This window comes from Pseudomonas edaphica (assembly GCF_965277385.1).
GTDB lineage: Bacteria > Pseudomonadota > Gammaproteobacteria > Pseudomonadales > Pseudomonadaceae > Aquipseudomonas > Aquipseudomonas edaphica.
The window spans coordinates 4,859,678-4,883,327 of sequence record NZ_OZ255725.1 but is presented as its reverse complement, the minus strand read 5'-3'; the positions used below and the strand labels follow the sequence as shown (position 1 = coordinate 4,883,327).

Here is a 23,650-nt window from a genome sequence, read left to right as displayed (position 1 = left end):
GGAGCGCAGATTCAAGGAGTGGATGCCTGAACTGGCCCCAGCAAGCCAGCTCCCACAGGGGAATGCATTCCAAATGGGGGAGATTCTGGTGGAGAAAGATGTGGAGCGCTGATTCAAGGAGTGGATGCCTGAACTGGCCCCAGCAAGCCAGCTCCCACAGGGGAGTGCATTCCAAATGTGGGAGCTGGCTTGCCTGCGATGAACGATAACGCGGTAAACCTGCCTACAGCTGAAACCTGTCACCGCCCTGCCCCAGCGCGGTGGCCAGCGCATCAAAGCCCTCACGCAGCAACTGATCATCGCCTGACGTATTACAAATACTCGCCCGAATAAACTGCGGCACCGCCGTCTGCCCTACGGCAAATGCCTCAGCGGTGGCGATCAGGTAATTATTCTGCTTGAGCTCCGCCTCGATTTCCGACGCACGCCAGGGCTCCGGCACTTCAATCCAGAAGTGCGGGCTGTTGAGGTGAGTGCGGTATTCCAAACCGACCAAAAGGTCGCGCACCAGTGCTTTACGCCGGCTGATCTCGTTGATTTGCTGGCGCAGCAGGTATTCCGCCGTGCCGTTTTCGATCCATTGCGTCGCCAGCTCCAGCGTCACCGGCGTAGCCATCCAGCAGGTCGAGCGCAAGGCCGCCGAAATCCGGCTGACCAATGCCGGTGGCGCATGCACATACCCCACCCGCAGCCCGGCAGACACCGCCTTGCTCAGGCTGCTGATCAAAATCGTACGCTCGGGCGCGAAAAAGCTCAGCGGTGGCGGGCGATCTTCCACCAACACGCCGTGGGCTTCGTCTTCCAGAATCAACAGATTATGCTCGCGGCACACCTTGGCCAGCGCTTCCCGGCGTGCGACCGACAGCACGGCCGTGGTCGGGTTCTGGATCGTCGGGGTGCAGTACAGCGCCGAAACCCGGTGATTACGACAGACTTCATCCAGCGCACCCGGCAGCACGCCTTCGTCATCCATCTCCAGGCCGATCAGCCGTACACCGAGCATACGTGCGGCGGTGATAAGCCCTGGGTAAGTCAGTTGCTCAGTGACCACCGTATCCCCCGCCCGCAGCAACGCCATCATGGCGCAGAGCAGGCCATGCTGGCCGCCGTTGACGCAGATGACCTGCTCGGGAATCGGATGAAAATCGCGCTGCACCAGCCATTGCGCACCGGCCTCGCGGTAGCGCGGCAAACCGGCATCCGGCGTGTAGGCGCTGATGTCCTGGAGGAATTTGGCGTTGGTCGACAAGGTTTGGAAGCTCTGGGCCAGAAACACCGTCTCTTGCCCGGGAATGTGCATGTTGCGGCTCATATCGAAGTACTGGCGTGGCTCTTCGCTGACGTTGCGAAAGCCTTCATCACGCTGGCGCTCCATCCCACGCTTGCGCACGAAAGTGCCGTCACCGACACGCGCCACCACTAACCCCAGGCGTTCCAGCTCGCCGTAGGCTCGGCTGATGGTGCCGATGGTCACGCCGAGGTTATCGGAAAGAACCCGATGGGGCGGCAGTTTGCGCCCCGGCTCAATCAAGCCTTCAAGGATGCCCCGCTCCATCACATCGGACAGGCGTTTGTACTTGACGCCCTGACCGCTGGACAACCCCTCACGCATAATTGACACCATGTCAATATTTGTTTTGACAGCCATCATTCGCCCTAATAGTGTGCTTTTACGGGTTCAATCACCGAATGAAACAACTTAATACACTGTCAATATAGAGTTCAATTCCGGCTCAGGGAAGCAATAAACGATGCCAATGTCCGCCGTTCTTGAAAACACTACAAAAACAAAAAATCAGAAACAGTGGTTGGCCGGTCTGGTCACCAGCGTGATGTTTCTCATCGTGTGCCTGAGTTGGGGCACCACCTGGCTGGGCATCAAGATCGCCGTCGAAAGCGTGCCGCCGCTGACGTCCGCCGGGTTGCGCTTTCTGATCGCGTTCCCGCTGTTCCTGTGTTTTGCCCTGGTGCGCCGCGAGCCGATCCTGTTCCCGCGCGAAAGCCGCTGGTTCTTCGTATTTGTGACCCTGTCGTACTTCAGCGTTCCCTATTACTTGCTCAACTACGGCGAGATGCATGTGTCGTCCGGCCTCACCGCGCTGCTGTTCAGCTGCATGCCGGTGTTCATCCTGATTTTTTCCGCGCTGTTTTTGCGCGAGCGCATCTACTTTTCCCAGGTGGTCGGCATCGGCATCGGTTTCGGCAGCCTCTACATGATCATCAAGAGCCAGGGCCTGCACCTGGACCACGCCGAATTCTTCGGCGTGCTGGCAATTCTGACCGCCGCGATCATGCATGCCTTGTGCTACGTCATCACCAAGCAAAAAGGCAGCGCCATCAGCGTGATTACCTACAACACATTGCCCATCGGCATCGCCGGGTTGATGCTGTTCGTGGCCGGCCTGTGGTTTGAAACACCGACGTTCGAAAACATCACCCTGCGTTCATGGAGTGCCTTGTTCTACTTGGGATTGGTCGCGTCGGTGGGCGGGTTTATCGTGTACTTCATGTTGCTCAAACGTTTGAGCCCGATCATTTTGTCATTCGTGTTCATCATCTTCCCGGTGTTCGCGGTGATCATCGGCGCCTGGTACGAGGGCGTGGAAATTTCCCGTGACCTGATGCTGTACTCGGCGATCCTGCTGGCCGGCTTTGCGATCACCAAGTTGCCAGTTGAAAAACTCCTGGCCAAGAAAAATTGACCCTTAAACCACAACTACAACAACGCGAGAGAAACATGGAAGTCCTCCGCCCCACCGCTCTGGAACAGATCTATGCCCATGCCAGCCGCAGCTACCCGGAAGAATGCTGCGGTTTTGTCTTCGCCGATGGCAGTGTGTACCTGGGCAACAATATCCAGAATGAGCTGCACCACAAGAACCCCGAGATGTACCCGCGCAGCGCGGCCAATGGCTATACCTTTTCGGTGGCCGACACCCTGCTGATGAACAAGGCGTTTCGCAGCGACAACCCGGTGGTGGTGATCTACCACTCCCACCCGGACGTCGGCGCCTATTTCAGTGATGAAGACCAGGACAAGGCACTGTTCCTGGGTGAGCCGATCCACCCCGTCAGCTACCTGGTGGTGGACGTGCGCCAGGGCCAGGCCCTGGGCTCAAAGCTGTTTGCCTGGGATGGCAAGCAATTCGCCCTTAAACCCTTCAACGACCTGCACACGGAGTTGTCCATGAACGCTGTCTCTTTCCCCGATATTCTGGTTCGCGTGGCCAAGCTGCCGGAATCGACCCTTGAGGGCACTGGATCGACATTGCGCGAAGTCATTGAAAGCCTCTGCAGCAGCCACCCACAGCTGCGCACGCACCTGTTTCATGAAAAGAACAACCAGCTCAAGGAACACTTCCTGTTCACCGCCGAGGAAGAACTGATCGGCGCCGATGAGCAGTTGCCGGAAAAAGCCAAAATCGAAGTGCTGCTGGCCACCTCCGGTGGCATGGACGTCGACCAACTGAGCAACGAAGAAGTGCAGCGCTACGTACGCCACATCACCCTGCCCGGCGTCGGCCGGGAAGGCCAGTTGAACCTGAAAAAAGCCAAGGTACTGATCATCGGCACCGGCGGCCTGGGTTCGCCCATCAGCCTGTACCTCGCGGCAGCCGGCATCGGCACCCTGGGCCTGGTGGATTTCGACGTGGTCGAGAGCAGCAACCTGCAACGCCAGATCGTGCACGGCAACAGCACCTTGGGCATGCCCAAGGTCGAGTCGGCCAAGCGGCGGCTGCAAGACCTCAACAGCCATATCCAGATCAATGCCCACGACACCGCTCTCAACGCCGACAATGCGTTGGAGCTGGTCGGCGCTTATGACCTGGTGATCGACGGCACTGACAACTTCGACACCCGCTACCTGGTCAACGATGCCTGTGTGCAGCTGAGCAAGCCACTGGTGTACGGCGCCATCTACCGCTTCGATGGGCAGATCAGCGTGCTCAACTACAAAGGCGGGCCGTGCTACCGCTGCCTGTTTCCTTCAGCACCGCCGGCCGAGTTGGCACCCAATTGCAGCGCCGGGGGCGTGATCGGTGTGCTGCCGGGTGTGGTCGGGATGATCCAGGCCACCGAAGCGATTAAATTACTCATCGGCATCGGCGAACCGCTGTCGGGCCGCCTGATGCGCTTCGACGCGCTGGCCATGAAGTTCAGCGAGATCCGCTTCAAACGCCGTGCCGACTGCCCATGCTGCTCAGACCTGCGCCACAGCGAAAGCGTCGCGCCAGCCGTTTGCGCGGATGCCCTCCCGAGCCAGCCCGCGTTGGCCGAGGAGCGCTACATCAAACCACGCGTGCTCAAGCAACTGCTCGAACACCCACGCAGCGCCGACGTGCTGCTGGATGTGCGCGACGCCAGCGAGCTGGAGGTGTGCAAATTGCCGGGCGTGGTGCATATCCCCCTGGCCGAACTGGATGGGCAGTTGGACAGCCTCAGCCGCGACAATACCCATTACCTGATCTGCTACGCCGGAACCCGCGCCGAGCAAGCGGCCGGCACCCTGCTGGCCGCCGGCTTCGCCAATACCAAAGTCCTGCAGGGCGGCATGAAACATTGGGTTCGCGACGTCGAACCCGACATGCCTTTGTACTGATCCGGGGGCTGAGCGATGTTGCATAACTCCATTCTCGACGTGATCGGCCATACGCCGATCGTGCGCCTGGCGCAGTTTTCCGAAGACCTCGGCATCGAGGTCTACGCCAAGCTCGAATCCCTCAACCCTGGCGGCAGCCACAAGGCGCGTATTGCCCTGGGCATGATCCTCGACGCAGAACGCCGAGGCGTGCTGATTCGCAACTGCGGGCAAACCATCATCGAGCCCAGCGGCGGCAATACCGGCATTGGCCTGGTGATGGCCGGCAATGTGCTGGGCTACAAAGTGGTGCTGGTGATCCCTGACAACTACAGCCCCGAAAAACAGAAACTGCTGCGTTTATACGGCGCCAAGGTGGTGCTGTCGGACAGCCGTCTGGGCAACAACTCCCACGGCGAAAAGTGCATGGAACTGCAGTTGGAAAACCCCAACTTCGTGATGCTCAACCAGCAGCGTAATGGCGCCAACCCGCAGACTCACCGCGACACCACCGCACCGGAAATCCTCCGCGCGTTCGGCGAGCAGCGGGTGGACTACTTCGTCAGCGGCATCGGCACCGGTGGCCATATCACCGGCATCGGCGAAACCCTCAAGGCATCCTGGCCTGCGATGCGCATCATGGGTGTGGAACCGGAAGAGTGCGACCTGCTCAAGGACCAGCACGCGCCGCACCATATTCAGGGCCTGTCGATCGGCTTGATCCCGAGCATTCTTAACGTGGGTGTACTGGACGGCATGCTCAAGGTCTCACGCCTGGCGTGCCTCGACATGATGAAACGCATCATGCGCACCGACGCCATCAGCTTGGGTTTGTCTTCGGCCGCCAACATGGTTGCCATTGCCCAACTCGCTCCCGAACTCCCGCCTGAAACGGTGGTGTTGACCATGGTCTACGACAATGCCGATAGCTACCTGCCCAATTTCGAATAATCGGTTTTTCAACCATCCAGACTGTGGGGGTGCCTCCATGGGGGGCTTTATCGACATGCAACAGCTGCACGATGAGTTGCTCACTCACCTCATCCAGACCCTGACGCCTGCGCAGATGAAGCAGTTGGAGCCGCATTTGGCGCCATTGATCCAGAATGCCGCCCAGGCCGTGGCAGAGGACTTGATTGCCTATGCCTATCGCGACCCGGCGTCCCGTGGGCGTGGCGAACTGATCCTGGAATCCTACGCGTCGTTCAAGGCGGTGCTGTTCTACCGGTTGGCACACTTGGTGTGGAATTTTCCCGACCCGGCCAACGGCGTGTTTTCACGCATGGCTCTCAAGCTCAGCAACCAGGGCAAAATCCTCTCCGGCGCCGAAATCCACCCCGCAGCCCGCATTGGCCGGCGCTTTGTGCTGGATCACGGCTTCGGCACCGTGATCGGCGAAACCTGCGAGATCGGTAACGATTGCTACATCCTCTGCGGCGTGACCCTCGGCGCCCGAGGCATTGCCAATAATCCGGACGGCAAACGCCACCCGCGCCTGGGCAATAACGTCGAGGTCGGCTCCGGCGCCCGTGTGCTGGGCTATGTGTTGATTGGCGACAACGTGTTTATCAGCCCTTCGTGTGTGATCACCCAGGATGTGCCGGCGGGCACCAAGGTCAAGGTGGTCAACCAGATCCAGTTACAAAAGAATGCCGAATCGGATCACAGCAATTACCTGGGGGCTTTCGCGCTGGATGAGCGTTTGCACGTGGTTGGCGAAGTCAGCGCCAGCCACAAGGTCACGGTGCTGGATGCCGACTTTCACCCTTTGCAGGGGCTGCTGCTGGAGCCCACGGTGAAGGAGCGCCATCATTTGCAGTTTCGTCTGCGTCGCCTGGATACCGGCGACCATCTGCCACGCTTGCCGCTGAACCTGAAAGTCTGTGGCCCCGAATTTGAGATCACCCTGCTCTCCCCGCCTGGCTTGAGCGCAATGGTGCGTCACCTGCTGCAAGCCAGCCCACTGATCGTCGGAGGTTGAACATGTCCGTGCATACCATGGAAACCCTGGCGCTGTTTGACAGCGCGCCCTACCAGAACGCCTTCAGCGCCCGGGTGATTGCCGTCAGTGAACAGGGCATTGCCCTGGAACACACGCTGTTCTACCCCACCGGCGGTGGGCAACCGGGCGACACCGGGCACCTGACCCTGGCCGACGGCACGCGGGTCAACGTGACCGGCACCGTGCGCGACCCGGTGTTGCGCTCGATCATCTGGCACCAGGTTGAACACTGCCCCGAGCAATTGACGGCGGGCGTGCAGGTGGATGCCGGCCTGGATTGGGAACGGCGCTACCAGCACATGAAGATGCACACCTGCCTGCACCTGCTGTGCTCGATCATTGATGCGCCCGTCACCGGCTGCAGCATCAGCGCAGACAAAGGCCGCCTGGATTTCGATTTACCGGAAATGACCCTCGACAAGGACAGCATCACCCGTGACCTTAATGCCTTGATCGAACAAGCCCATGCCGTGAAGACCCTGTCGATGCCCGCCTCGGAATACTCGACCCTGCTGCAGATCACCCGCACCCAGGCGGTGGCGCCACCGGTCATCCAGGGCTCGGTGCGGGTAATAGAAATCGCCGGGATCGATATCCAGCCGTGCGGTGGCACCCACGTGATCAATACCGAAGAAATCGGCCGGGTGTTTTGCGAAAAAATCGAGAAGAAGAGCAAGCATAACCGCCGGGTGATCCTGCGGTTTGAGGGATAAAGTACGCGAGTCGGCCAAGCGTGGGCGCTGGAGACCCACGCTTGCCGAAGTGAAGCCAAGCCTTACCGCTTCGCCTCATCAAGGTGCTTTTTCAACACTTGAACCTGTTCCTCAAGCAATGAAATTTGTGTGCTGTAGTAGGACTTCATCTCAGCAATACCCGCTTCGATATTAGCGTTGTCCACCCTGAATTGATCAGCGGTGGGCAGTGCCTGCGTGTGTGACTCGTTGGTCGGATCTGCCGGCTCATCGCTGGTGGTCATAATGGACTTATCCGCTGGCGCCGTTGGCGCCTGGGTTTCAGGTTTGGTCATCGTCTTGACCTGCTCAGTCATACTTTTAAGCTCCTTGCCCAACGCTTCAAAGGCCTCTTTCATCTGCTGCATGAGCTCGCCGATATCATCGCGCAACTGCGTATTTAGCTTGAGCGCCTCCTCAAGCTCTTGATCCTGGGCAACTTCAGTTGTCTGAGTGTCTTGAACAACCTGCTTAACCGACTCTTGAGGTGTTTGAGGCAGTTCTACGGGGGCCTCGTCGGTGTCTTTGCATGGAGCACTCAGTTGCTCACGCAGTTCGACAATATCGTTTTTAAGATTGACGATTTTCTCCTGGCACTCGGTGATAAACGCCTTGAAGTCGATCAGGAGCTGGTTATTTTTACCCAACAACTCCAGGGTCTCAGCCTGTGGGCCGACCTTATGCAATTGCGGCTGGTTAACGAGGGTGTTGTGGCTCGAAAACTGACCGCGTTGCTCTGCCGTCACGGGCGGCCGAGGAGCCGCAGCATCGCCCTGTGTGTCGACACCCGTTGAGGTATCGACCATGTTTTTCTGACGAAGGGGCTGCGAATATTGCGACGCCTCGTGGCCCGTTGGGTAGTTCGTTTGTGGCCGGGTATTTACGCTATTCATAGGGTGCTTTCTCAAATCCAGACAGTGCTGAGTTGTGGGTTGGCAGAGACTTGCTGCGACAAGTGATCTGACCCATTGATTGGCATTTATCTGAAAGCGGTTCCCGGGATACAGGATGTGTGGGTAGCTAATTATGTCGGCAGCACCATCAGTCTTTTCCTGAAGGTTGATCAACGCAGGCAAAACCGGTGCCCAAGCCGCAGTTCGTACAGGAAACTGACAGCAAATTTATGTGCTTGTAACATTCAGAAACGTACAATCCCGCCAGCAATGCATCGTTGCCCCTGACTCACGAAAACAGCGCCCGTCCTTCCCGGTGGGTCATTCGTGCAGCAGCTAAGCTCACTCCCATTACGCCCCTGAACCTGAACGCTGCAGGACTGAATGCCTATGAACAAAGTGTTCCGCGATTACCTGCCGGCATCCACCCTGCGCTTGCTGCCCAACCGCTGGGACCTGGTCGCGCTGCCGCTGGTGATCGGCTTTCTGCTGTTTTTCTCCCTTACCGCGCGGGAAACCTGGGCGCCCATTGCGACGTTGCAAAGTGAAGTCATCTCCCTCGACCCGGCCAACCTGCCGGAATACGCGATGCGCACCACAATGCGCATGCTCGCGGCCATGGTCGCGGCGCTGGTTTTTACCCTGCTGTACGGCACCCTGGCCGCCAAAAGCCGGCGCGCTGAAAAGCTGCTGGTGCCGGTGCTCGATATCCTGCAATCGGTGCCAGTGCTCGGCTACATCTCATTCACGGTGACGTTCTTTCTGCTGCTGTTCCCTGGGCGCGTGCTCGGCGCCGAGCTCGCGGCGATCTTTGCGATCTTCACCAGCCAGGCCTGGAACATGACGTTCAGCTTCTATCAGTCGCTGCGCATGCTGCCCCACGATTTGGTAGAGGTGTCGACCAACCTGCGGCTTTCCGGCTGGCAGAAATTCTGGAAGCTCGATGTGCCGTTCGCCATGCCGGGGCTGGTGTGGAACATGATGATGAGCATGTCCGGCGGCTGGTTCTTCGTGGTTGCCTCCGAAGCCATCACCGTCGGCGACAAGACCATCACCCTGCCGGGCGTAGGTTCGTACCTGGCCTTGGCGATCGCCCAGAAAGACCTGCACGCCGTGGGTTACGTGATTTTGGCGATGATTGTGGTGATCCTGCTGTACGACCAGTTGCTGTTCCGCCCGTTGGTGGCCTGGGCTGACAAGTTCCGCATGGAAACCACCGCGTCCCAGGGCGCTGCGCCACAATCCTGGCTGCTGAACCTGATCCAGCGCACGCGCATCGTGCAACGCAGTCTGCGCCCTATTACCCGCACCTTCAGCCGGATCGGCAACAAACGCTTCAGCCTGGCGGGCGGTGCGCTCAAGGCGTTGCCGGCAGAAACACCGGCGGCGTCAAAAGTGATCGACTGGGTGTGGGGCACGTTGATTGCGTTGCTGGCCGCGTATGCGCTGTACCACATCGTGCAATACGTCGGCACCGAAGTGACCTTCGCCGAAGTCGGCCACGTGTTTGTACTGGGCCTGATCACCTTGCTACGCGTGGCCGGGCTGATTCTGATCGCCTCGCTGATCTGGGTGCCTTTAGGCGTAATGATCGGCTTGCGCCCTGCACTGGCGGAAAAAATCCAGCCGCTGGCACAGTTTCTCGCGGCTTTCCCGGCGAACCTGCTGTTCCCGGTGTTTGTGATCGTGATCCTGCACTACAACCTCAACCCGGATATCTGGCTGAGCCCGCTGATCGTGCTGGGCACCCAGTGGTACATCCTGTTCAACGTGATTGCCGGCGCCAGTGCCTTCCCCAATGACTTCAAGGAAGCCGCCGCCAACTTCCGCATCCGTGGCTGGCTGTGGTGGCGCAAAGTGATGCTGCCGGGGATCTTCCCCTATTACGTCACTGGCGCCATTACCGCCTCGGGCGGTGCCTGGAACGCCAGCATCGTGTCCGAGTACGTGTCCTGGGGCCAGGACAATGTGGTCGCCCACGGCCTGGGCGCCTACATCGCGCAAACCACCGCTGCCGGTGACTTCCCGAAAATTGCCCTGGGCGTGGTGGTGATGTCGATCTTTGTGGTGGCGTTCAACCGTGCGGTCTGGCGACCGATGTACGCCATCGCTGAAAACAAACTTCGTCTGAATTGATGGGATTCGCTGTGATGACTACCTACACCGAAAACACTGCCGATACCCCGGAAATCTACTCGCTGAAAAACGTCAACCGAGTGTTCGGCAAAGGTAAAGACGAGCTGCAAGTGCTCAGCGGCGTCGACCTGAGCCTGCACGAAGGCGAGATCGTCGGCATGCTTGGCCGTTCCGGCTCGGGTAAATCCACCTTGCTGCGCATCATCGCCGGGCTGATCCAGCCATCCTCCGGCGAAGTCCGCTACAACGGCGCGCCGCTCAACGGCCCGGCCGAAGGTGTGGCCATGGTGTTCCAGACCTTTGCCCTGTTCCCCTGGCTCACCGTGCTGGAAAACGTCGAAGCCGGCCTGCAAGCCTTGCAAGTCGAGCGCAAGGAAACCCGCCGGCGCGCCTTGGCCGCCATCGACTTGATCGGCCTCGACGGGTTTGAAAACGCTTACCCGCGCGAACTCTCCGGCGGCATGCGCCAGCGCGTGGGGTTTGCCCGTGGCCTGGTGGTCAACCCGACGCTGTTGCTGATGGACGAGCCCTTCTCGGCCCTTGACGTGCTCACCGCCGAGACGTTGCGCACTGACTTGCTGGACCTGTGGAGCGGCAAACAGCTGCCGATCAAGTCGATCCTGATCGTGACCCACAACATCGAAGAAGCGGTGCTGATGTGCGACCGTATTCTGGTGCTGTCATCCAACCCCGGCCGCGTGGTCGCCGAGATCAAGGTGCCGTTCGCGCACCCGCGCAACCGCCTGGACCCGACGTTCCGGCAAATGGTCGACGACATCTACGCACTGATGACCGACCGACGCAGCGCCGATGCCAGCCGTGGCATACCCGAGCTGAAAATGGGCAGCCTGCTGCCGGAGGTATCCACCAACCTGATGGCCGGCCTGATCGAAACCCTGGCCGCCGAGCCTTACAACGGCCACGCCGGCTTGCCGACCGTGGCCGAACGGCGCTTGCTGGAAGTCGATGACCTGTTCCCGGTGGCCGAGATGCTCGAGCATTTGGGTTTCGCTGAACTCAAGGGCGCGGACATCACCCTCACCGACGCCGGCAAACTGTTCGCCGACTACGGCACGCAAGAGCGCAAAACCCTGTTCGCCGAGCACTTGATCAAACACGTGCCCCTGGCCGCGCGGATTCATCAAGTGTTGCTTGAACGCAGCGGGCACCGTGCGCCACGGGTGCGTTTTGAGCAGGAGCTGGAAGACTCGATGACCGAAGCCTTTGTGGAGAAAACCCTGGAAAGCGTGGTGGCGTGGGGGCGTTATGCGGAGATTTTCTCCTATGACGACCATACCGAGACATTCAGCCTGGATGATGTGGAAGGCAGTATGTAATGGACCAAGTGGGAGCGGGCTTTTTGTGGGAGCTGGCTTGCCTGCGATGCAGGCGACTCGGTGTTTCTGAAGTACCGAGGTGATGCTATCGCAGGCAAGCCAGCTCCCACACAAGCTAGCTCCCCCGTTAGTTTTTTGGTGTTTGTCAGATCACAAACAGGTCCACAAACCGATTCACCGGCGTAGCCTCAAGCCGCGCCTGATCCTTGCACAACGCAAAAATCTCGCCACTGCGCTGCGCGGTAAACCGCGTCGCCAGGTTGGTCTTGAACTTGTCCTCCAGCAACGGAATGCCATCCACCCGACGGCGGCGATGCCCAATCGGGTATTCCACCGCGACCTGCTCGGTGTGGGTGCCGTCCTTGAAAAACACCTGCACGGCATTAGCAATGGAGCGCTTGTCGGCCTCCAGGTATTCGCGGCTGTAGCGCAAGTCCTCAACAATCTCCATTTTTTCGCGCAGCTCATCGATGATCGGGTGCGCCGCGTGGAATTCATCCTCGTACTGCTCGGCCACCAGATTACCGAACGCCAACGGCACCGCAGTCATGTACTGCAGGCAGTGGTCGCGGTCGGCAGCGTTGGCCAGTTTCCCGACCTTGGAAATGATGCGAATCGCCGACTCGTGGGTGGTGATCACAATGCGTTCGATTTCATGCAGACGATCCTTGACCAACGGGTGCAAGGTCACCGCCGCTTCACAGGCTGTTTGCGCATGAAACTCGGCCGGGAAGCTGATTTTGAACAGCACGTTTTCCATCACATAGGTGCCATACGGCTGGGACAGGCTGAACGCGCGCTTGTCCTCAGGCTTGAGCGCCAGGTCTTTATTGGTGTGGCTGAACAGCACGTCATAAAAACCCCATTGCGGCGCGCTCAGCACACCGGGGATGCCCATCTCGCCGCGCAGCGCGATATCCGCCAGGCGTACGCCACGGCTCGATGCATCCCCGGCCGCCCAGGATTTGCGCGAGCCGGCATTCGGCGCATGGCGATAGGTGCGCAGCGCCTGTCCATCGACAAACGCGTGGGACAACGCCGACAGCAGCTGTTCACGGTTGGCGCCCATCAGCTTGGCGGTGACCGCCGTGGAGGCGACTTTCACCAGTAACACATGGTCGAGGCCGACGCGGTTGAAGGAATTTTCCAGGGCAATCACGCCCTGGATTTCGTGGGCCATGATCATCGCTTCCAGCACCGCACGCACGGTCAGTGGCGCATCGCCGTTGGCCACGCGTTTTTGCGACAGGTGATCGGCCACGGCGAGGATGCCGCCGAGGTTATCCGAAGGGTGGCCCCATTCGGCGGCGAGCCAAGTGTCGTTGTAGTCGAGCCAGCGCACGATGCAGCCGATGTCCCAGGCGGCTTTGACCGGGTCCAGACGCAATGAAGTGCCCGGCACACGCGCGCCGAACGGCACGACGGTGCCTTCCACCAGCGGCCCCAGGTGCTTGGTGCACTCGGGGAAGCGCAGGGCCAGCAGGCCGCAGCCGAGGGTGTCCATCAGGCAATTGCGTGCAGTGTCCAACGCGTCGCGGGAATCGATGCGGTAATTGAGGACGTAGTCGGCAATGTCCTGCAGGACCTGGTCGTAGTCGGGGCGGTTATTCTGGTCGACGTTGGCGCTCATGGCAGTACTCCAAAGTGGGTTGGGGTTAGTCCTCGGGCTTACGGTTATTGGAAAGCAGATCTTGGGTGTCTGCCTTGAAATAGAGAATCAGCTGTGGGAGCCGGGCTTGCCCGCGATGGCATCACCTCGGTTCATCTGAAACACAGAGGTGATGCCATCGCAGGCAAGCCAGCTCCCACACAAGCCAGCTCCCGCAAGGGTTAGAACGCGTCGCCGGGCACGCGCACGAAGCCTTCCATCAACACCCGTGCGCTGCGGCTCATGATGGCTTTTTTCACCACCCATTCGCCGTTCACCTGGGTGGCTTCGGCACCGACACGCAAGGTGCCGGACGGGTGCCCGAACCGCACCGCGTTGCGCTCGACACCACCGGCCGCGAGGTTGACCAGGGTGCCGGAAATCGCCGCCGCCGTGCCAATCGCCACCGCCGCCGTGCCCATCATCGCGTGGTGCAACTTGCCCATGGACAGTGCGCGCACCAGCAAATCCACATCACCGGCCTTGATTGCCTTGCCACTGGAGGCCACGTAATCCAAAGGTTTGGCCACAAACGCGACCTTCGGCGTGTGCTGGCGCTGGGCGGCTTCGTCCAAGTGTTTGATCAGGCCCATGCGCAACGCGCCATAGGCCCGCACGGTCTCGAACATTGCCAGGGCCTTCGGGTCGCTGTTGATCGCGCCTTGCAGCTCGGTGCCGGTGTAGCCGAGGTCTTGGGCGTTGATGAAAATCGTCGGGATACCGGCGTTGATCAGCGTCGCCTTGAAGGTGCCGACACCCGGTACTTCTAGGTCGTCGATCAGGTTGCCGGTGGGAAACATCGAGCCACCGCCGCCCTCTTCTTCCGCTGCCGGGTCCATGAACTCCAGCTGCACTTCGGCAGCCGGGAAGGTCACGCCGTCGAGCTCAAAGTCGCCGGTTTCCTGCACCGCGCCGTCGGTGATCGGCACGTGAGCGATGATGGTCTTGCCGATATTGGCCTGCCACACCCGCACCACCGCCACACCGTTATGCGGCACGCGGGCCGGGTCAACCAGGCCGGCGCTGATGGCAAACGAACCCACCGCCGCCGACAGGTTGCCGCAGTTGCCGCTCCAGTCGACAAACGGCTTGTCGATGGAGACCTGGCCAAACAGGTAATCCACGTCGTGATCGGCCCGGGTACTTTTGGCCAGGATCACGGTTTTGCTGGTGCTGGAGGTTGCACCACCCATGCCGTCGATTTGCTTGTCGTAGGGATCGGGGCTGCCGATGACCCGCAACAGCAAGGCGTCACGGGCGGCACCCGGCACCTGCGCCGACTCGGGCAGGTCCTTGAGGCTGAAAAACACGCCCTTGCTGGTGCCGCCACGCATGTAGGTGGCGGGGATCTTGATTTGCGCTGCGTGTGCCATGGTTATCCCCTTAAGCCGTCGCCGCCGATTCCAGGAAGTCCTGGGCAAACCGTTGCAACACGCCGCCCGCCTCGTAGATCGACACTTCTTCGGCGGTGTCCAGGCGGCACGTCACCGGCACTTCGACACGTTCGCCATTCTTGCGGTTGATCACCAGCGTCAGTTGCGCACGCGGGGTGCGTTGGCCGACCACGTCATAGGTTTCGCTGCCGTCGATCTTCAGTGTGTGGCGGTCGGTGCCCGGCAAAAATTCCAGCGGCAACACGCCCATGCCTACCAGGTTGGTGCGGTGGATGCGCTCAAACCCTTCGGCGGCAATCGCCTCCACACCGGCCAGGCGCACGCCTTTGGCCGCCCAGTCGCGGGACGAGCCCTGGCCGTAGTCGGCGCCGGCGATGATGATCAGCGGCTGCTTGCGCTCCATGTAGGTTTCGATGGCTTCCCACATTCGCGTGACCTGGCCTTCGGGCTCGATACGCGCCAGGGAACCCTGCTTGACCTTGCCGTTTTCCACGACCATTTCGTTGAACAGCTTCGGGTTGGCGAAGGTTGCGCGCTGCGCGGTCAAGTGGTCGCCGCGGTGAGTCGCATAGGAGTTGAAGTCGACTTCCGGCAGGCCCATTTTCGCCAGGTATTCACCCGCGGCGCTGTCGAGCATGATCGCGTTGGACGGCGACAGGTGGTCGGTGGTGATGTTGTCCGGCAGTACCGCCAGCGGGCGCATGCCCTTGAGCGGCCGCGCACCGGCCAGCGCACCTTCCCAGTACGGTGGGCGACGGATATAGGTACTCTGCGGGCGCCAGTCGTACAGCGGCGCGACTTTGGGGCCGGTGTCTTCGTGGATCGCGAACATCGGGATGTAGACGGCGCGGAACTGCTCCGGTTTGACCGACGCCTTGACCACAGCGTCGATTTCTTCGTCGCTTGGCCAGATGTCTTTCAGGCGGATTTCCTTGCCGTCGGCATCCAGGCCCAGCACATCCTTTTCGATGTCGAAGCGGATGGTACCGGCAATCGCATAGGCCACCACCAACGGCGGCGAAGCCAGGAACGCTTGCTTGGCATACGGGTGAATACGGCCGTCGAAGTTGCGGTTACCCGACAGCACGGCAGTGGCGTACAGGTCGCGGTCGATGATTTCTTGTTGGATCACCGGGTCGAGCGCGCCGGACATGCCGTTGCAGGTGGTGCAGGCAAACGCCACCACACCGAAGCCGAGTTTTTCCAGCTCATGGCCAAGGCCGGCTTCTTCCAGGTACATGGCCACGGTTTTCGAGCCCGGCGCCAGCGAGGATTTGACCCACGGTTTGCGCGTCAGCCCCAGCTGGTTGGCGTTACGTGCCAGCAAGCCTGCGGCAATCACGTTGCGCGGGTTGCTGGTGTTGGTGCAACTGGTAATGGCGGCGATGATCACCGCGCCGTCGGGCATTTGCCCCGGCACATCATCCCACTGACCGGAGATGCCTTGGGACGCCAGATCGCTGGTGGCAACACGCGCATGCGGGTTGCTCGGGCCGGCCATGTTACGCACGACGCTGGACAGGTCGAAGGTCAAGCCGCGCTCGTATTGCGCGCCCTTGAGGTCATCGGCCCACAGGCCGGTGTGGCGGGCGTATTGCTCGACCAACGTGACTTGTTCGTCTTCGCGGCCAGTGAGTTTCAGGTAGGCGATGGTCTGCTGGTCGATGTAGAACATCGCGGCGGTAGCGCCGTATTCCGGGGCCATGTTGGAGATGGTCGCGCGGTCGCCCAGTGTGAGTGCCGAAGCACCCTCGCCGAAGAACTCCAGCCACGCACCCACGACTTTCTGTTTACGCAGGAACTCGGTCAGCGCCAGCACCATGTCGGTGGCGGTGATGCCCGGTTGCAGCTTGCCCGTCAGCTCCACGCCGACACTTTCCGGCAGGCGCATCCACGAGGCGCGCCCCAGCATCACGCTCTCGGCTTCAAGGCCACCGACGCCGATGGCGATCACGCCCAGGGCATCCACGTGCGGGGTGTGGCTGTCGGTGCCGACGCAGGTATCGGGGAAGGCCACACCGTCACGCACCTGAATCACCGGGGACATTTTCTCCAGGTTGATCTGGTGCATGATGCCGTTGCCCGGCGGGATCACGTCGACGTTCTTGAAGGCCTTTTTGGTCCACTCGATAAAGTGAAAACGGTCTTCGTTGCGACGGTCTTCGATGGCGCGGTTTTTCTCGAATGCGTCCGGGTCAAAACCACCGGCTTCCACGGCCAGGGAGTGGTCGACGATCAGTTGGGTCGGCACCACCGGGTTGACCTGCGCCGGGTCACCGCCTTGCAGGGCGATCGCATCACGCAGGCCGGCAAGGTCGACCAACGCGGTCTGGCCGAGGATGTCATGGCACACCACACGCGCCGGGAACCATGGGAAGTCGAGGTCGCGTTTGCGTTCGATCAGTTGGCTCAGGGAAGCGTTGAGGGTGGCCGGGTCGCAGCGGCGTACCAGGTTTTCGGCGAGCACGCGCGAGGTGTACGGCAAGGTGGAATAGGCGCCGGGCGTGATTGCCTCGACAGCCGCGCGGGCGTCGAAGAAATCCAGGCGGCTGCCGGGCAGCGGTTTGCGAAATTCAGTGTTCATCGTCAGGACTCGGTCACGGTAGGTTCACAAGGCGAACTGTCGACACTGGCCTGGCTCTCTGTGGGAGCTGGCTTGCCTGCGATGGTATCACTGCGGTGTGACAGGTACACCAGGGTGATGCGATCGCAGGCAAGCCAGCTCCCACAGAAAAGCACATTGGCCAATGTGCCGGGTTCAGCCCACTCAGCGACGTTCGATTGGCACGAACTTGCGCTGTTCTACGCCGATGTATTCGGCGCTTGGGCGGATGATGCGGTTATTGGCGCGCTGCTCGAACACATGCGCAGCCCAGCCGGTCAGCCGTGAGCACACGAAGATCGGCGTGAACAGCTTGGTCGGGATGCCCATGAAGTGGTACGCCGAGGCATGGTAGAAGTCAGCATTGGGGAACAGCTTTTTCTGTTCCCACATGGTCTTGTCGATGGCTTCCGAAACCGGGAACAACACTTTGTCGCCGACCTCATCCGCGAGTTTTTTCGCCCAGCCCTTGATCACTTCATTACGCGGGTCGCTGTCTTTGTAGATCGCGTGGCCAAAGCCCATGATCTTGTCTTTGCGCGCCAGCATGCCAAGGGTGCCTTCGACGGCTTCTTCGGCCGAACCGAAACGCTCGATCATCTCCATCGCCGCTTCGTTGGCGCCGCCATGCAACGGGCCGCGCAGCGAGCCGATGGCGGCGGTCACGCAGGAATACAGGTCGGACAGGGTTGAAGCACACACACGGGCGGTGAAGGTCGAGGCGTTGAATTCGTGCTCGGCGTAGAGGATCAGCGACACGTTCATGACTTTTTCATGCAACGCGCTTGGCTTCTTGCCATGCAGCAGGTGCAGGAAGTGGCCGCCGATGCTGGGTTCGTCGGTCACGCAGTCAATCTTCTTGCCGTCGTGGCTGAAGCGATACCAGTAGCACATGATTGCCGGGAAAGCGGCGAGCAGGCGGTCGGTGACATCGTGCTGCGCGCTGAAGTCTTTCTCGGGTTCGATATTGCCCAGGAACGAGCAACCGGTGCGCATCACGTCCATCGGGTGGGCGTCGGCAGGAATGCGTTCCAGCACTTCTTTAAGCGCTTGCGGCAGGTCGCGCAGTTTGCTGAGTTTGGCGCTGTAAGCGGCCAATTCGGTTTTGCTCGGCAACTCGCCGTAGAGCAGCAGGTAGGCGACCTCTTCAAATTGCGCATCGGCGGCCAGTTCACGCACGTCATAACCGCGATAGGTCAAGCCGGCACCGGCCTGGCCGACGGTGGACAGTGCAGTCTGCCCGGCCACCTGGCCACGCAGGCCGGCACCACTCAGTACTTTTGCTTCAGCCATGGTTCTTCTCCAATTTTGTAGTTATTCAGGGAGGCGCGTTCGTTACTTTTTCGCGGCGAACAGCGCGTCGAGCTTCTGCTCGAAGGTGTGGTAGTCGATGCGATCGTAAAGCTCCATGCGGGTTTGCATGGTGTCGATGACGTTCTGTTGGGTACCGTCGCGACGAATCGCGGTGTAGACGTTCTCGGCGGCCTTGTTCATGGCGCGGAAAGCCGAGAGCGGGTACAGCACGATGGAAACATCGGCAGATTTCAGTTGATCGACTGTGTAGAGAGGGGTTGCACCGAACTCGGTGATGTTGGCCAGGATCGGGGCCTTTACCTTTGAGGCGAAGAGCTTGTACATCTCCAGCTCAGTGATGGCTTCCGGGAACACCATGTCGGCACCGGCTTCGATGCAGGCGGCGGCACGCTCCAGCGCCGACTCCAAACCTTCAACCGCCAGCGCGTCGGTGCGCGCCATGATCACGAAGCTGTCATCGGTGCGCGCGTCTACGGCGGCCTTGATGCGGTCGACCATTTCCTGCTGGGACACGATTTCTTTGTTCGGGCGATGCCCGCAACGCTTGGCGCCGACCTGGTCTTCGATATGGATGGCGGCGGCGCCGAACTTGATCATCGACTTGACGGTGCGCGCCACGTTAAAGGCCGAGGAGCCGAAACCGGTGTCGACGTCGACCAGCAACGGCAGGTCGCACACGTCGGTGATGCGACGTACGTCGGTGAGTACGTCGTCCAGGCCGGTGATGCCCAAGTCCGGCACGCCCAGGGAGCCGGCAGCTACGCCGCCGCCTGACAGATAAATCGCCTTGAAACCGGCACGCTTGGCCAGCAGCGCGTGGTTGGCATTGATTGCGCCAACCACCTGCAAGGGCTGTTCGCTGGCAACGGCGTCACGAAAACGCTGGCCTGGAGTGGTTTTATTGTTGGAACTCATGACTCACCTCGTGATGAAGGAGCGCCGTCCGGGAAATGACGGGCAATATTGCGTTTGGAAGCACCGATATGGCGGCGCATCAACAACTCGGCCAGTTCACCGTCGCGATCGGCAATCGCGTCAAGAATGCGGTGATGCTCGGCAAAAGCCTGGCGTGGACGATTCGGGGTGGCGGAGAACTGGATGCGGTACATGCGCACCAATTGGTACAGCTCGCCGCAGAGCATTTGGGTAAGGGTGCGGTTACCGGCGCCTTGAATTATCCGGTAATGAAAATCGAAGTCGCCCTCCTGCTGGTAGTAGCCCAGGCCCGCCTGGAACGCTTCGTCGCGCTCATGGGTGTGCAACACCTGGCGCAGCTCTTCGATTTCGGCGTCGGTCATGCGCTCGGCGGCCAGGCGACAGGCCATGCCTTCCAGGGACTCGCGGATTTCATACAGTTCGATCAGCTCGGCATGGCTCAAGGACACCACTCTTGCGCCCACATGAGGCACACGCACCAGCAGGCGCTGGCCTTCGAGGCGGTGGATAGCCTCACGCAACGGGCCACGGCTGATGCCATAGGTGCGCGCCAGTTCCGGTTCGGAGATCTTGCTGCCGGGAGCGATTTCACCCTTGACGATGGCGGCCTGGATACGCCGGAAGACGTTCTCTGACATGGTCTGGGAATCGTCTTGCGACACCACCGGTGTTTCCAGCTGACCCAGCATATTGTCGACACCTTTAAAAGCAATGTCGCAAAAACTAGCCAATCAAGCCTTATTAGTCAAAGAATAAATCCACATTGTCGACAATCGTCTAATAACCCTTGCCGCACCTTCGCTGGGCATGGCCGCCTGCCAGCGCTGGCGCCAGAAAAGCATCATGTTAGAATGCCCGCCGCTTTTGCCTGACATCACTTGATGAAACGGCGCACGAGGGAGTTTGCGCAGCAATGCCAGTCGCCTTGAATTGAACATCGCACTGCACCGCGTCAGGATCTATGAGACTCAAGCCCTTCCTTCTTATTTGCCTACTGTGCATACCTGGCCTTGGCGTTGCCGCCGAGAAGACCGTGTATGGCCTGAATGAATACGCCAAATTGGCCGGCATCGACCTGGAAGTCGCCGCCAAACTCGACACCGGCGCCAAGACTGCCTCGTTGAGCGCCCGCGATATCAAGCGTTTCAAGCGCGACGGCGAATCCTGGGTACGCTTTTATCTCGCCATCGACACCGCCCATTCCCACCCCATCGAACGCCCCCTGGCCCGCGTCAGCAAGATCAAGCGCCGCGCCGGTGACTACGACCCCGATGAGGACAAGAACTACACCGCCCGCCCAGTGATCTCCCTGGATATCTGCATGGGCACCGCTTTACGCAGCATCGAAGTGAACTTGACTGACCGCAGCGCCTTCCAATACCCGCTGCTGATCGGCTCCGAAGCGTTGAAACGCTTTGATGCGCTGGTCGACCCCAGTCTTAAATACGCAGCGGGCAAACCCGCCTGCGCCGCCGACGCTCATACCGCCGAGTAAACCGAATGCGCTCTCTGACCCTGCACCTGAGAATCCTCATCACCATCCTGGTGGTGTTGGGTATTTCGGTCACCGCCTATCAGATTTTCGTGCTGGGAATTCCCGTCACCGAAGACGCCACCGACGACCTGTGGAACATCGACGCCAAGGTCGAGTTCGTCGCCAACCCCAAGGACCCGGTGAAGATCTCGATGTTCGTGCCGCCCCTGAGCCGCGACTTCGTCAGTCTCAATGAAAGCTTTATTTCCAATAACTACGGCGTGAGCGTCAACCGCACCGACGGCAACCGCAAGGTCACCTGGTCGGCGCGCCGGGCCAAAGGCAAGCAGACCCTGTATTACCGCCTGGTGCTGACCAAGCGTTACAGCGGTGAAAAGGTCAAGGTCAAAGGCCCGACCTTCCGTGACAGCATCGCTGTGGAAGGCCCGGAAAAAATCGCCGCCGAAGCCCTGCTGGCGCCGATCCGCCAGCATTCGGCCGACGTCGAGACCTTTATCACCGAGGCGATCAAGCGCACCAACAACCTCAACGACGACAATGTAAAGCTATTGCTGGCGGGCGACCCGTCCACGCCACACAAAGCCAAGATCGTCGAACTGTTGCTGTCCATCGCCCATGTGCCGGTGGAAAAAGTCCACACCATCCGGCTAGTCGCCGACCAGCCGCAAACTCCGGAACTGTGGCTGCGCAGCTTCAACGGCAATGACTGGCTGTACTTCAACCCGGAAACCGGCGAGCAAGGCCTGCCGTCCGACCGGCTGCTGTGGTGGACTGGCGATGAAAACCTGATCACGGTGGATGGCGGCAAGAAGGCCGCAGTGACCTTCAGCCTCAACAACAGCGAGATGAACGCGATTCGCCTGGCCAAGCTGACGGACGAAAACACCGACGCCAATTTCCTCGAATACTCGTTGTACGGCCTGCCGCTGCAAACCCAGCAAACCTTCATGATCATGGTAATGATCCCCATCGGCGTGCTGGTGATTCTGATCCTGCGCAACCTGATCGGCCTGCAAACCCTGGGCACCTTCACCCCGGTACTGATCGCCCTGGCGTTTCGCGAGACGCAATTGGGCTTCGGCATTGCGCTGTTTACTATCATCACCGCGCTGGGCCTGTCGCTCAGATCGTACCTGGAACACTTGAAGCTGCAGATGCTGCCGAGGCTCTCGGTGGTGCTGACCTTTGTGGTGGTGCTGATTGCGGCCATCAGCCTGTTCAGCCACAAGCTGGGCCTGGAACGCGGGTTGTCGGTAGCACTGTTCCCGATGGTGATTCTGACCATGACCATCGAGCGCCTGTCGATCACCTGGGAAGAACGTGGTGCCAACCATGCGTTGAAAGTGGCCGTGGGCACACTGTTCGCCGCCGCCCTGGCGCACATCATCATGAGCGTGCCGGAGCTGGTCTACTTTGTGTTCACCTTCCCGGCCATCCTGTTGATCCTGGTGGGTTTCATGCTGGCCATGGGTCGCTATCGCGGCTATCGCCTGACCGAGCTGGTGCGTTTCAAGGCCTTCCTCAAGGCTGATTCGTAATGTTCGGCTTCTGGAAAACCTGGAAGGCCCTCGAAGCACGAGGGATCATGGGCATCAACCGGCGTAACGCCGACTACGTGCTCAAGTACAACAAGCGCAGCCTGTACCCGATCGTGGATGACAAGATCATCACCAAGGAACGGGCGATTGCGGCGGGCATCCATGTGCCCGAGATGTACGGGATCATTTCCACCGAGAAGGAAATCGACAAGCTCGACGAGATCATCGGCGGGCGCAGCGACTTCGTGATCAAACCGGCCCAGGGTGCCGGCGGTGATGGCATCCTGGTGGTAGCCGACCGGTTTGAAGGGCGATACCGCACGGTGTCCGGTAAGATCATCAGCCATGAAGAAATCGAGCACCAGATCTCCAGCATCCTCACCGGTTTGTACTCCCTGGGCGGCCACCGCGACCGCGCACTGATCGAATACCGCGTGGTGCCCGACCAGATCTTCAAGAGCATCAGCTACGAAGGCGTGCCGGATATCCGCATTATCGTGCTGATGGGCTACCCGGTGATGGCCATGCTGCGTCTGCCGACCCGCCAGTCCGGCGGCAAGGCCAACCTGCACCAGGGCGCGATTGGCGTGGGCGTGGACCTCGCCACCGGCCTGACCCTGCGCGGCACCTGGCTGAACAACATCATCACCAAACACCCCGACACCACCAACGCGGTGGATGGCGTGCAGCTGCCCAACTGGGACGGGTTCATGAAGCTCGCGGCCGGCTGCTATGAGCTGTGCGGGCTGGGCTATATCGGCGTGGACATGGTGCTGGACCAGGAAAAAGGTCCGTTGATCCTGGAGCTGAATGCGCGACCGGGGCTGAATATCCAGATCGCTAACGACTGCGGTTTGACGTTGCGTACCCATGCGGTTGAAGCGCGACTGGACGAACTCAAAGCGGCTGGCGTGACCGAAACTGCGGAAGAACGGGTGAAGTTTGTGCAGGAAATGTTTGGGCATATTCCTGCGGTAGAAGGCTGATGGCCTCATCGCAGGCAAGCCAGCTCCCACATGAGAACGCGATCAACCAGTGGGCGCTG

General features: G+C 60.2%; 18 protein-coding genes. 10 read left to right on the top strand and 8 right to left on the bottom strand.

Annotated elements, in window-relative coordinates:
• Nucleotides 1-223 precede the first annotated feature (223 nt).
• Nucleotides 224-1,648, bottom strand: a complete 1,425-nt coding sequence (locus ACQY47_RS22285) for a PLP-dependent aminotransferase family protein (protein WP_099548997.1) — start codon at nt 1,646-1,648, stop codon at nt 224-226.
• Nucleotides 1,649-1,808: 160 nt separating this feature from the next.
• On the opposite strand from ACQY47_RS22285, the gene ACQY47_RS22280 reads away from it, so the two are divergent.
• From ACQY47_RS22280 to ACQY47_RS22260, 5 genes are read left to right on the top strand one after another with little or no spacing between them, the layout of a single operon-like run.
• Nucleotides 1,809-2,702, top strand: coding sequence for a DMT family transporter (locus tag ACQY47_RS22280; RefSeq protein WP_017134754.1), 894 nt, complete (start codon nt 1,809-1,811; stop codon nt 2,700-2,702).
• Between the two features lie 35 nt (nt 2,703-2,737).
• Complete coding sequence (gene moeB, locus ACQY47_RS22275; protein WP_170039295.1) at nt 2,738-4,600, top strand: molybdopterin-synthase adenylyltransferase MoeB; 1,863 nt, start codon at nt 2,738-2,740, stop codon at nt 4,598-4,600.
• 15 nt (nt 4,601-4,615) lie between these two features.
• Nucleotides 4,616-5,530 carry a PLP-dependent cysteine synthase family protein gene (locus ACQY47_RS22270; protein WP_428551916.1) on the top strand — a complete coding sequence of 305 codons (915 nt, stop codon included), beginning with the start codon at nt 4,616-4,618 and terminating at the stop codon, nt 5,528-5,530.
• Nucleotides 5,531-5,567: 37 nt separating this feature from the next.
• Nucleotides 5,568-6,560, top strand: coding sequence for a serine O-acetyltransferase (locus ACQY47_RS22265; protein ID WP_017134751.1), 993 nt, complete (start codon nt 5,568-5,570; stop codon nt 6,558-6,560).
• A 2-nt stretch (nt 6,561-6,562) separates the two neighbouring features.
• Nucleotides 6,563-7,294, top strand: coding sequence for an alanyl-tRNA editing protein (locus tag ACQY47_RS22260; protein WP_017134750.1), 732 nt, complete (start codon nt 6,563-6,565; stop codon nt 7,292-7,294).
• 62 nt (nt 7,295-7,356) lie between these two features.
• On the opposite strand, the gene ACQY47_RS22255 is transcribed toward ACQY47_RS22260, so the two are convergent.
• Complete coding sequence (locus ACQY47_RS22255; RefSeq protein WP_428551912.1) at nt 7,357-8,205, bottom strand: hypothetical protein; 849 nt, start codon at nt 8,203-8,205, stop codon at nt 7,357-7,359.
• A 390-nt stretch (nt 8,206-8,595) separates the two neighbouring features.
• On the opposite strand from ACQY47_RS22255, the gene ACQY47_RS22250 reads away from it, so the two are divergent.
• Together ACQY47_RS22250 and ACQY47_RS22245 are read left to right on the top strand one after the other, a co-directional pair.
• Nucleotides 8,596-10,341 carry an ABC transporter permease gene (locus tag ACQY47_RS22250; RefSeq protein WP_099548794.1) on the top strand — a complete coding sequence of 582 codons (1,746 nt, stop codon included), beginning with the start codon at nt 8,596-8,598 and terminating at the stop codon, nt 10,339-10,341.
• A gap of 14 nt (nt 10,342-10,355) precedes the next feature.
• Nucleotides 10,356-11,678 (top strand): AAA-associated domain-containing protein, encoded by a 1,323-nt coding sequence (locus ACQY47_RS22245; RefSeq protein WP_428551908.1) that lies wholly within the window; start codon nt 10,356-10,358, stop codon nt 11,676-11,678.
• Nucleotides 11,679-11,823: 145 nt separating this feature from the next.
• Here the strand turns inward: ACQY47_RS22245 and prpD are convergent, their stop codons facing one another.
• The 6 genes from prpD to ACQY47_RS22215 form a co-directional block, all read right to left on the bottom strand.
• Nucleotides 11,824-13,308, bottom strand: a complete 1,485-nt coding sequence (prpD, locus tag ACQY47_RS22240; protein ID WP_428551905.1) for a 2-methylcitrate dehydratase — start codon at nt 13,306-13,308, stop codon at nt 11,824-11,826.
• Between the two features lie 200 nt (nt 13,309-13,508).
• Complete coding sequence (prpF, locus tag ACQY47_RS22235) at nt 13,509-14,699, bottom strand: 2-methylaconitate cis-trans isomerase PrpF (RefSeq protein ID WP_017134745.1); 1,191 nt, start codon at nt 14,697-14,699, stop codon at nt 13,509-13,511.
• 10 nt (nt 14,700-14,709) lie between these two features.
• Entirely contained in the window at nt 14,710-17,304 is a 2,595-nt protein-coding gene (gene acnD / locus ACQY47_RS22230; RefSeq protein WP_428551901.1) for a Fe/S-dependent 2-methylisocitrate dehydratase AcnD, read from the bottom strand.
• 183 nt (nt 17,305-17,487) lie between these two features.
• The gene (prpC, locus tag ACQY47_RS22225) at nt 17,488-18,615 is read right to left on the bottom strand and encodes a bifunctional 2-methylcitrate synthase/citrate synthase (RefSeq protein WP_017134743.1); all 1,128 of its coding nucleotides are present in this window, start codon (nt 18,613-18,615) and stop codon (nt 17,488-17,490) included.
• Between the two features lie 42 nt (nt 18,616-18,657).
• Complete coding sequence (gene prpB, locus ACQY47_RS22220) at nt 18,658-19,551, bottom strand: methylisocitrate lyase (RefSeq protein ID WP_017134742.1); 894 nt, start codon at nt 19,549-19,551, stop codon at nt 18,658-18,660.
• Nucleotides 19,548-20,261, bottom strand: coding sequence for a GntR family transcriptional regulator (locus tag ACQY47_RS22215; protein WP_428551896.1), 714 nt, complete (start codon nt 20,259-20,261; stop codon nt 19,548-19,550). The genes prpB and ACQY47_RS22215 overlap by 4 nt, the downstream gene beginning before the upstream one ends.
• 272 nt (nt 20,262-20,533) lie before the next feature.
• Between ACQY47_RS22215 and ACQY47_RS22210 the strand changes: the two genes are divergently transcribed.
• From ACQY47_RS22210 to ACQY47_RS22200, 3 genes are read left to right on the top strand one after another with little or no spacing between them, the layout of a single operon-like run.
• Complete coding sequence (locus ACQY47_RS22210) at nt 20,534-21,067, top strand: ATP-dependent zinc protease family protein (protein ID WP_017134740.1); 534 nt, start codon at nt 20,534-20,536, stop codon at nt 21,065-21,067.
• A gap of 5 nt (nt 21,068-21,072) precedes the next feature.
• Nucleotides 21,073-22,605: an inactive transglutaminase family protein gene (locus tag ACQY47_RS22205; protein ID WP_017134739.1), complete on the top strand. Its 1,533-nt coding sequence runs from the start codon at nt 21,073-21,075 to the stop codon at nt 22,603-22,605.
• On the top strand, nt 22,605-23,591 hold the full coding sequence (locus ACQY47_RS22200) for an alpha-L-glutamate ligase-like protein (protein ID WP_017134738.1): 987 nt from the start codon (nt 22,605-22,607) through the stop codon (nt 23,589-23,591). The genes ACQY47_RS22205 and ACQY47_RS22200 overlap by 1 nt, the downstream gene beginning before the upstream one ends.
• The last annotated feature ends 59 nt before the right edge of the window (nt 23,592-23,650 follow it).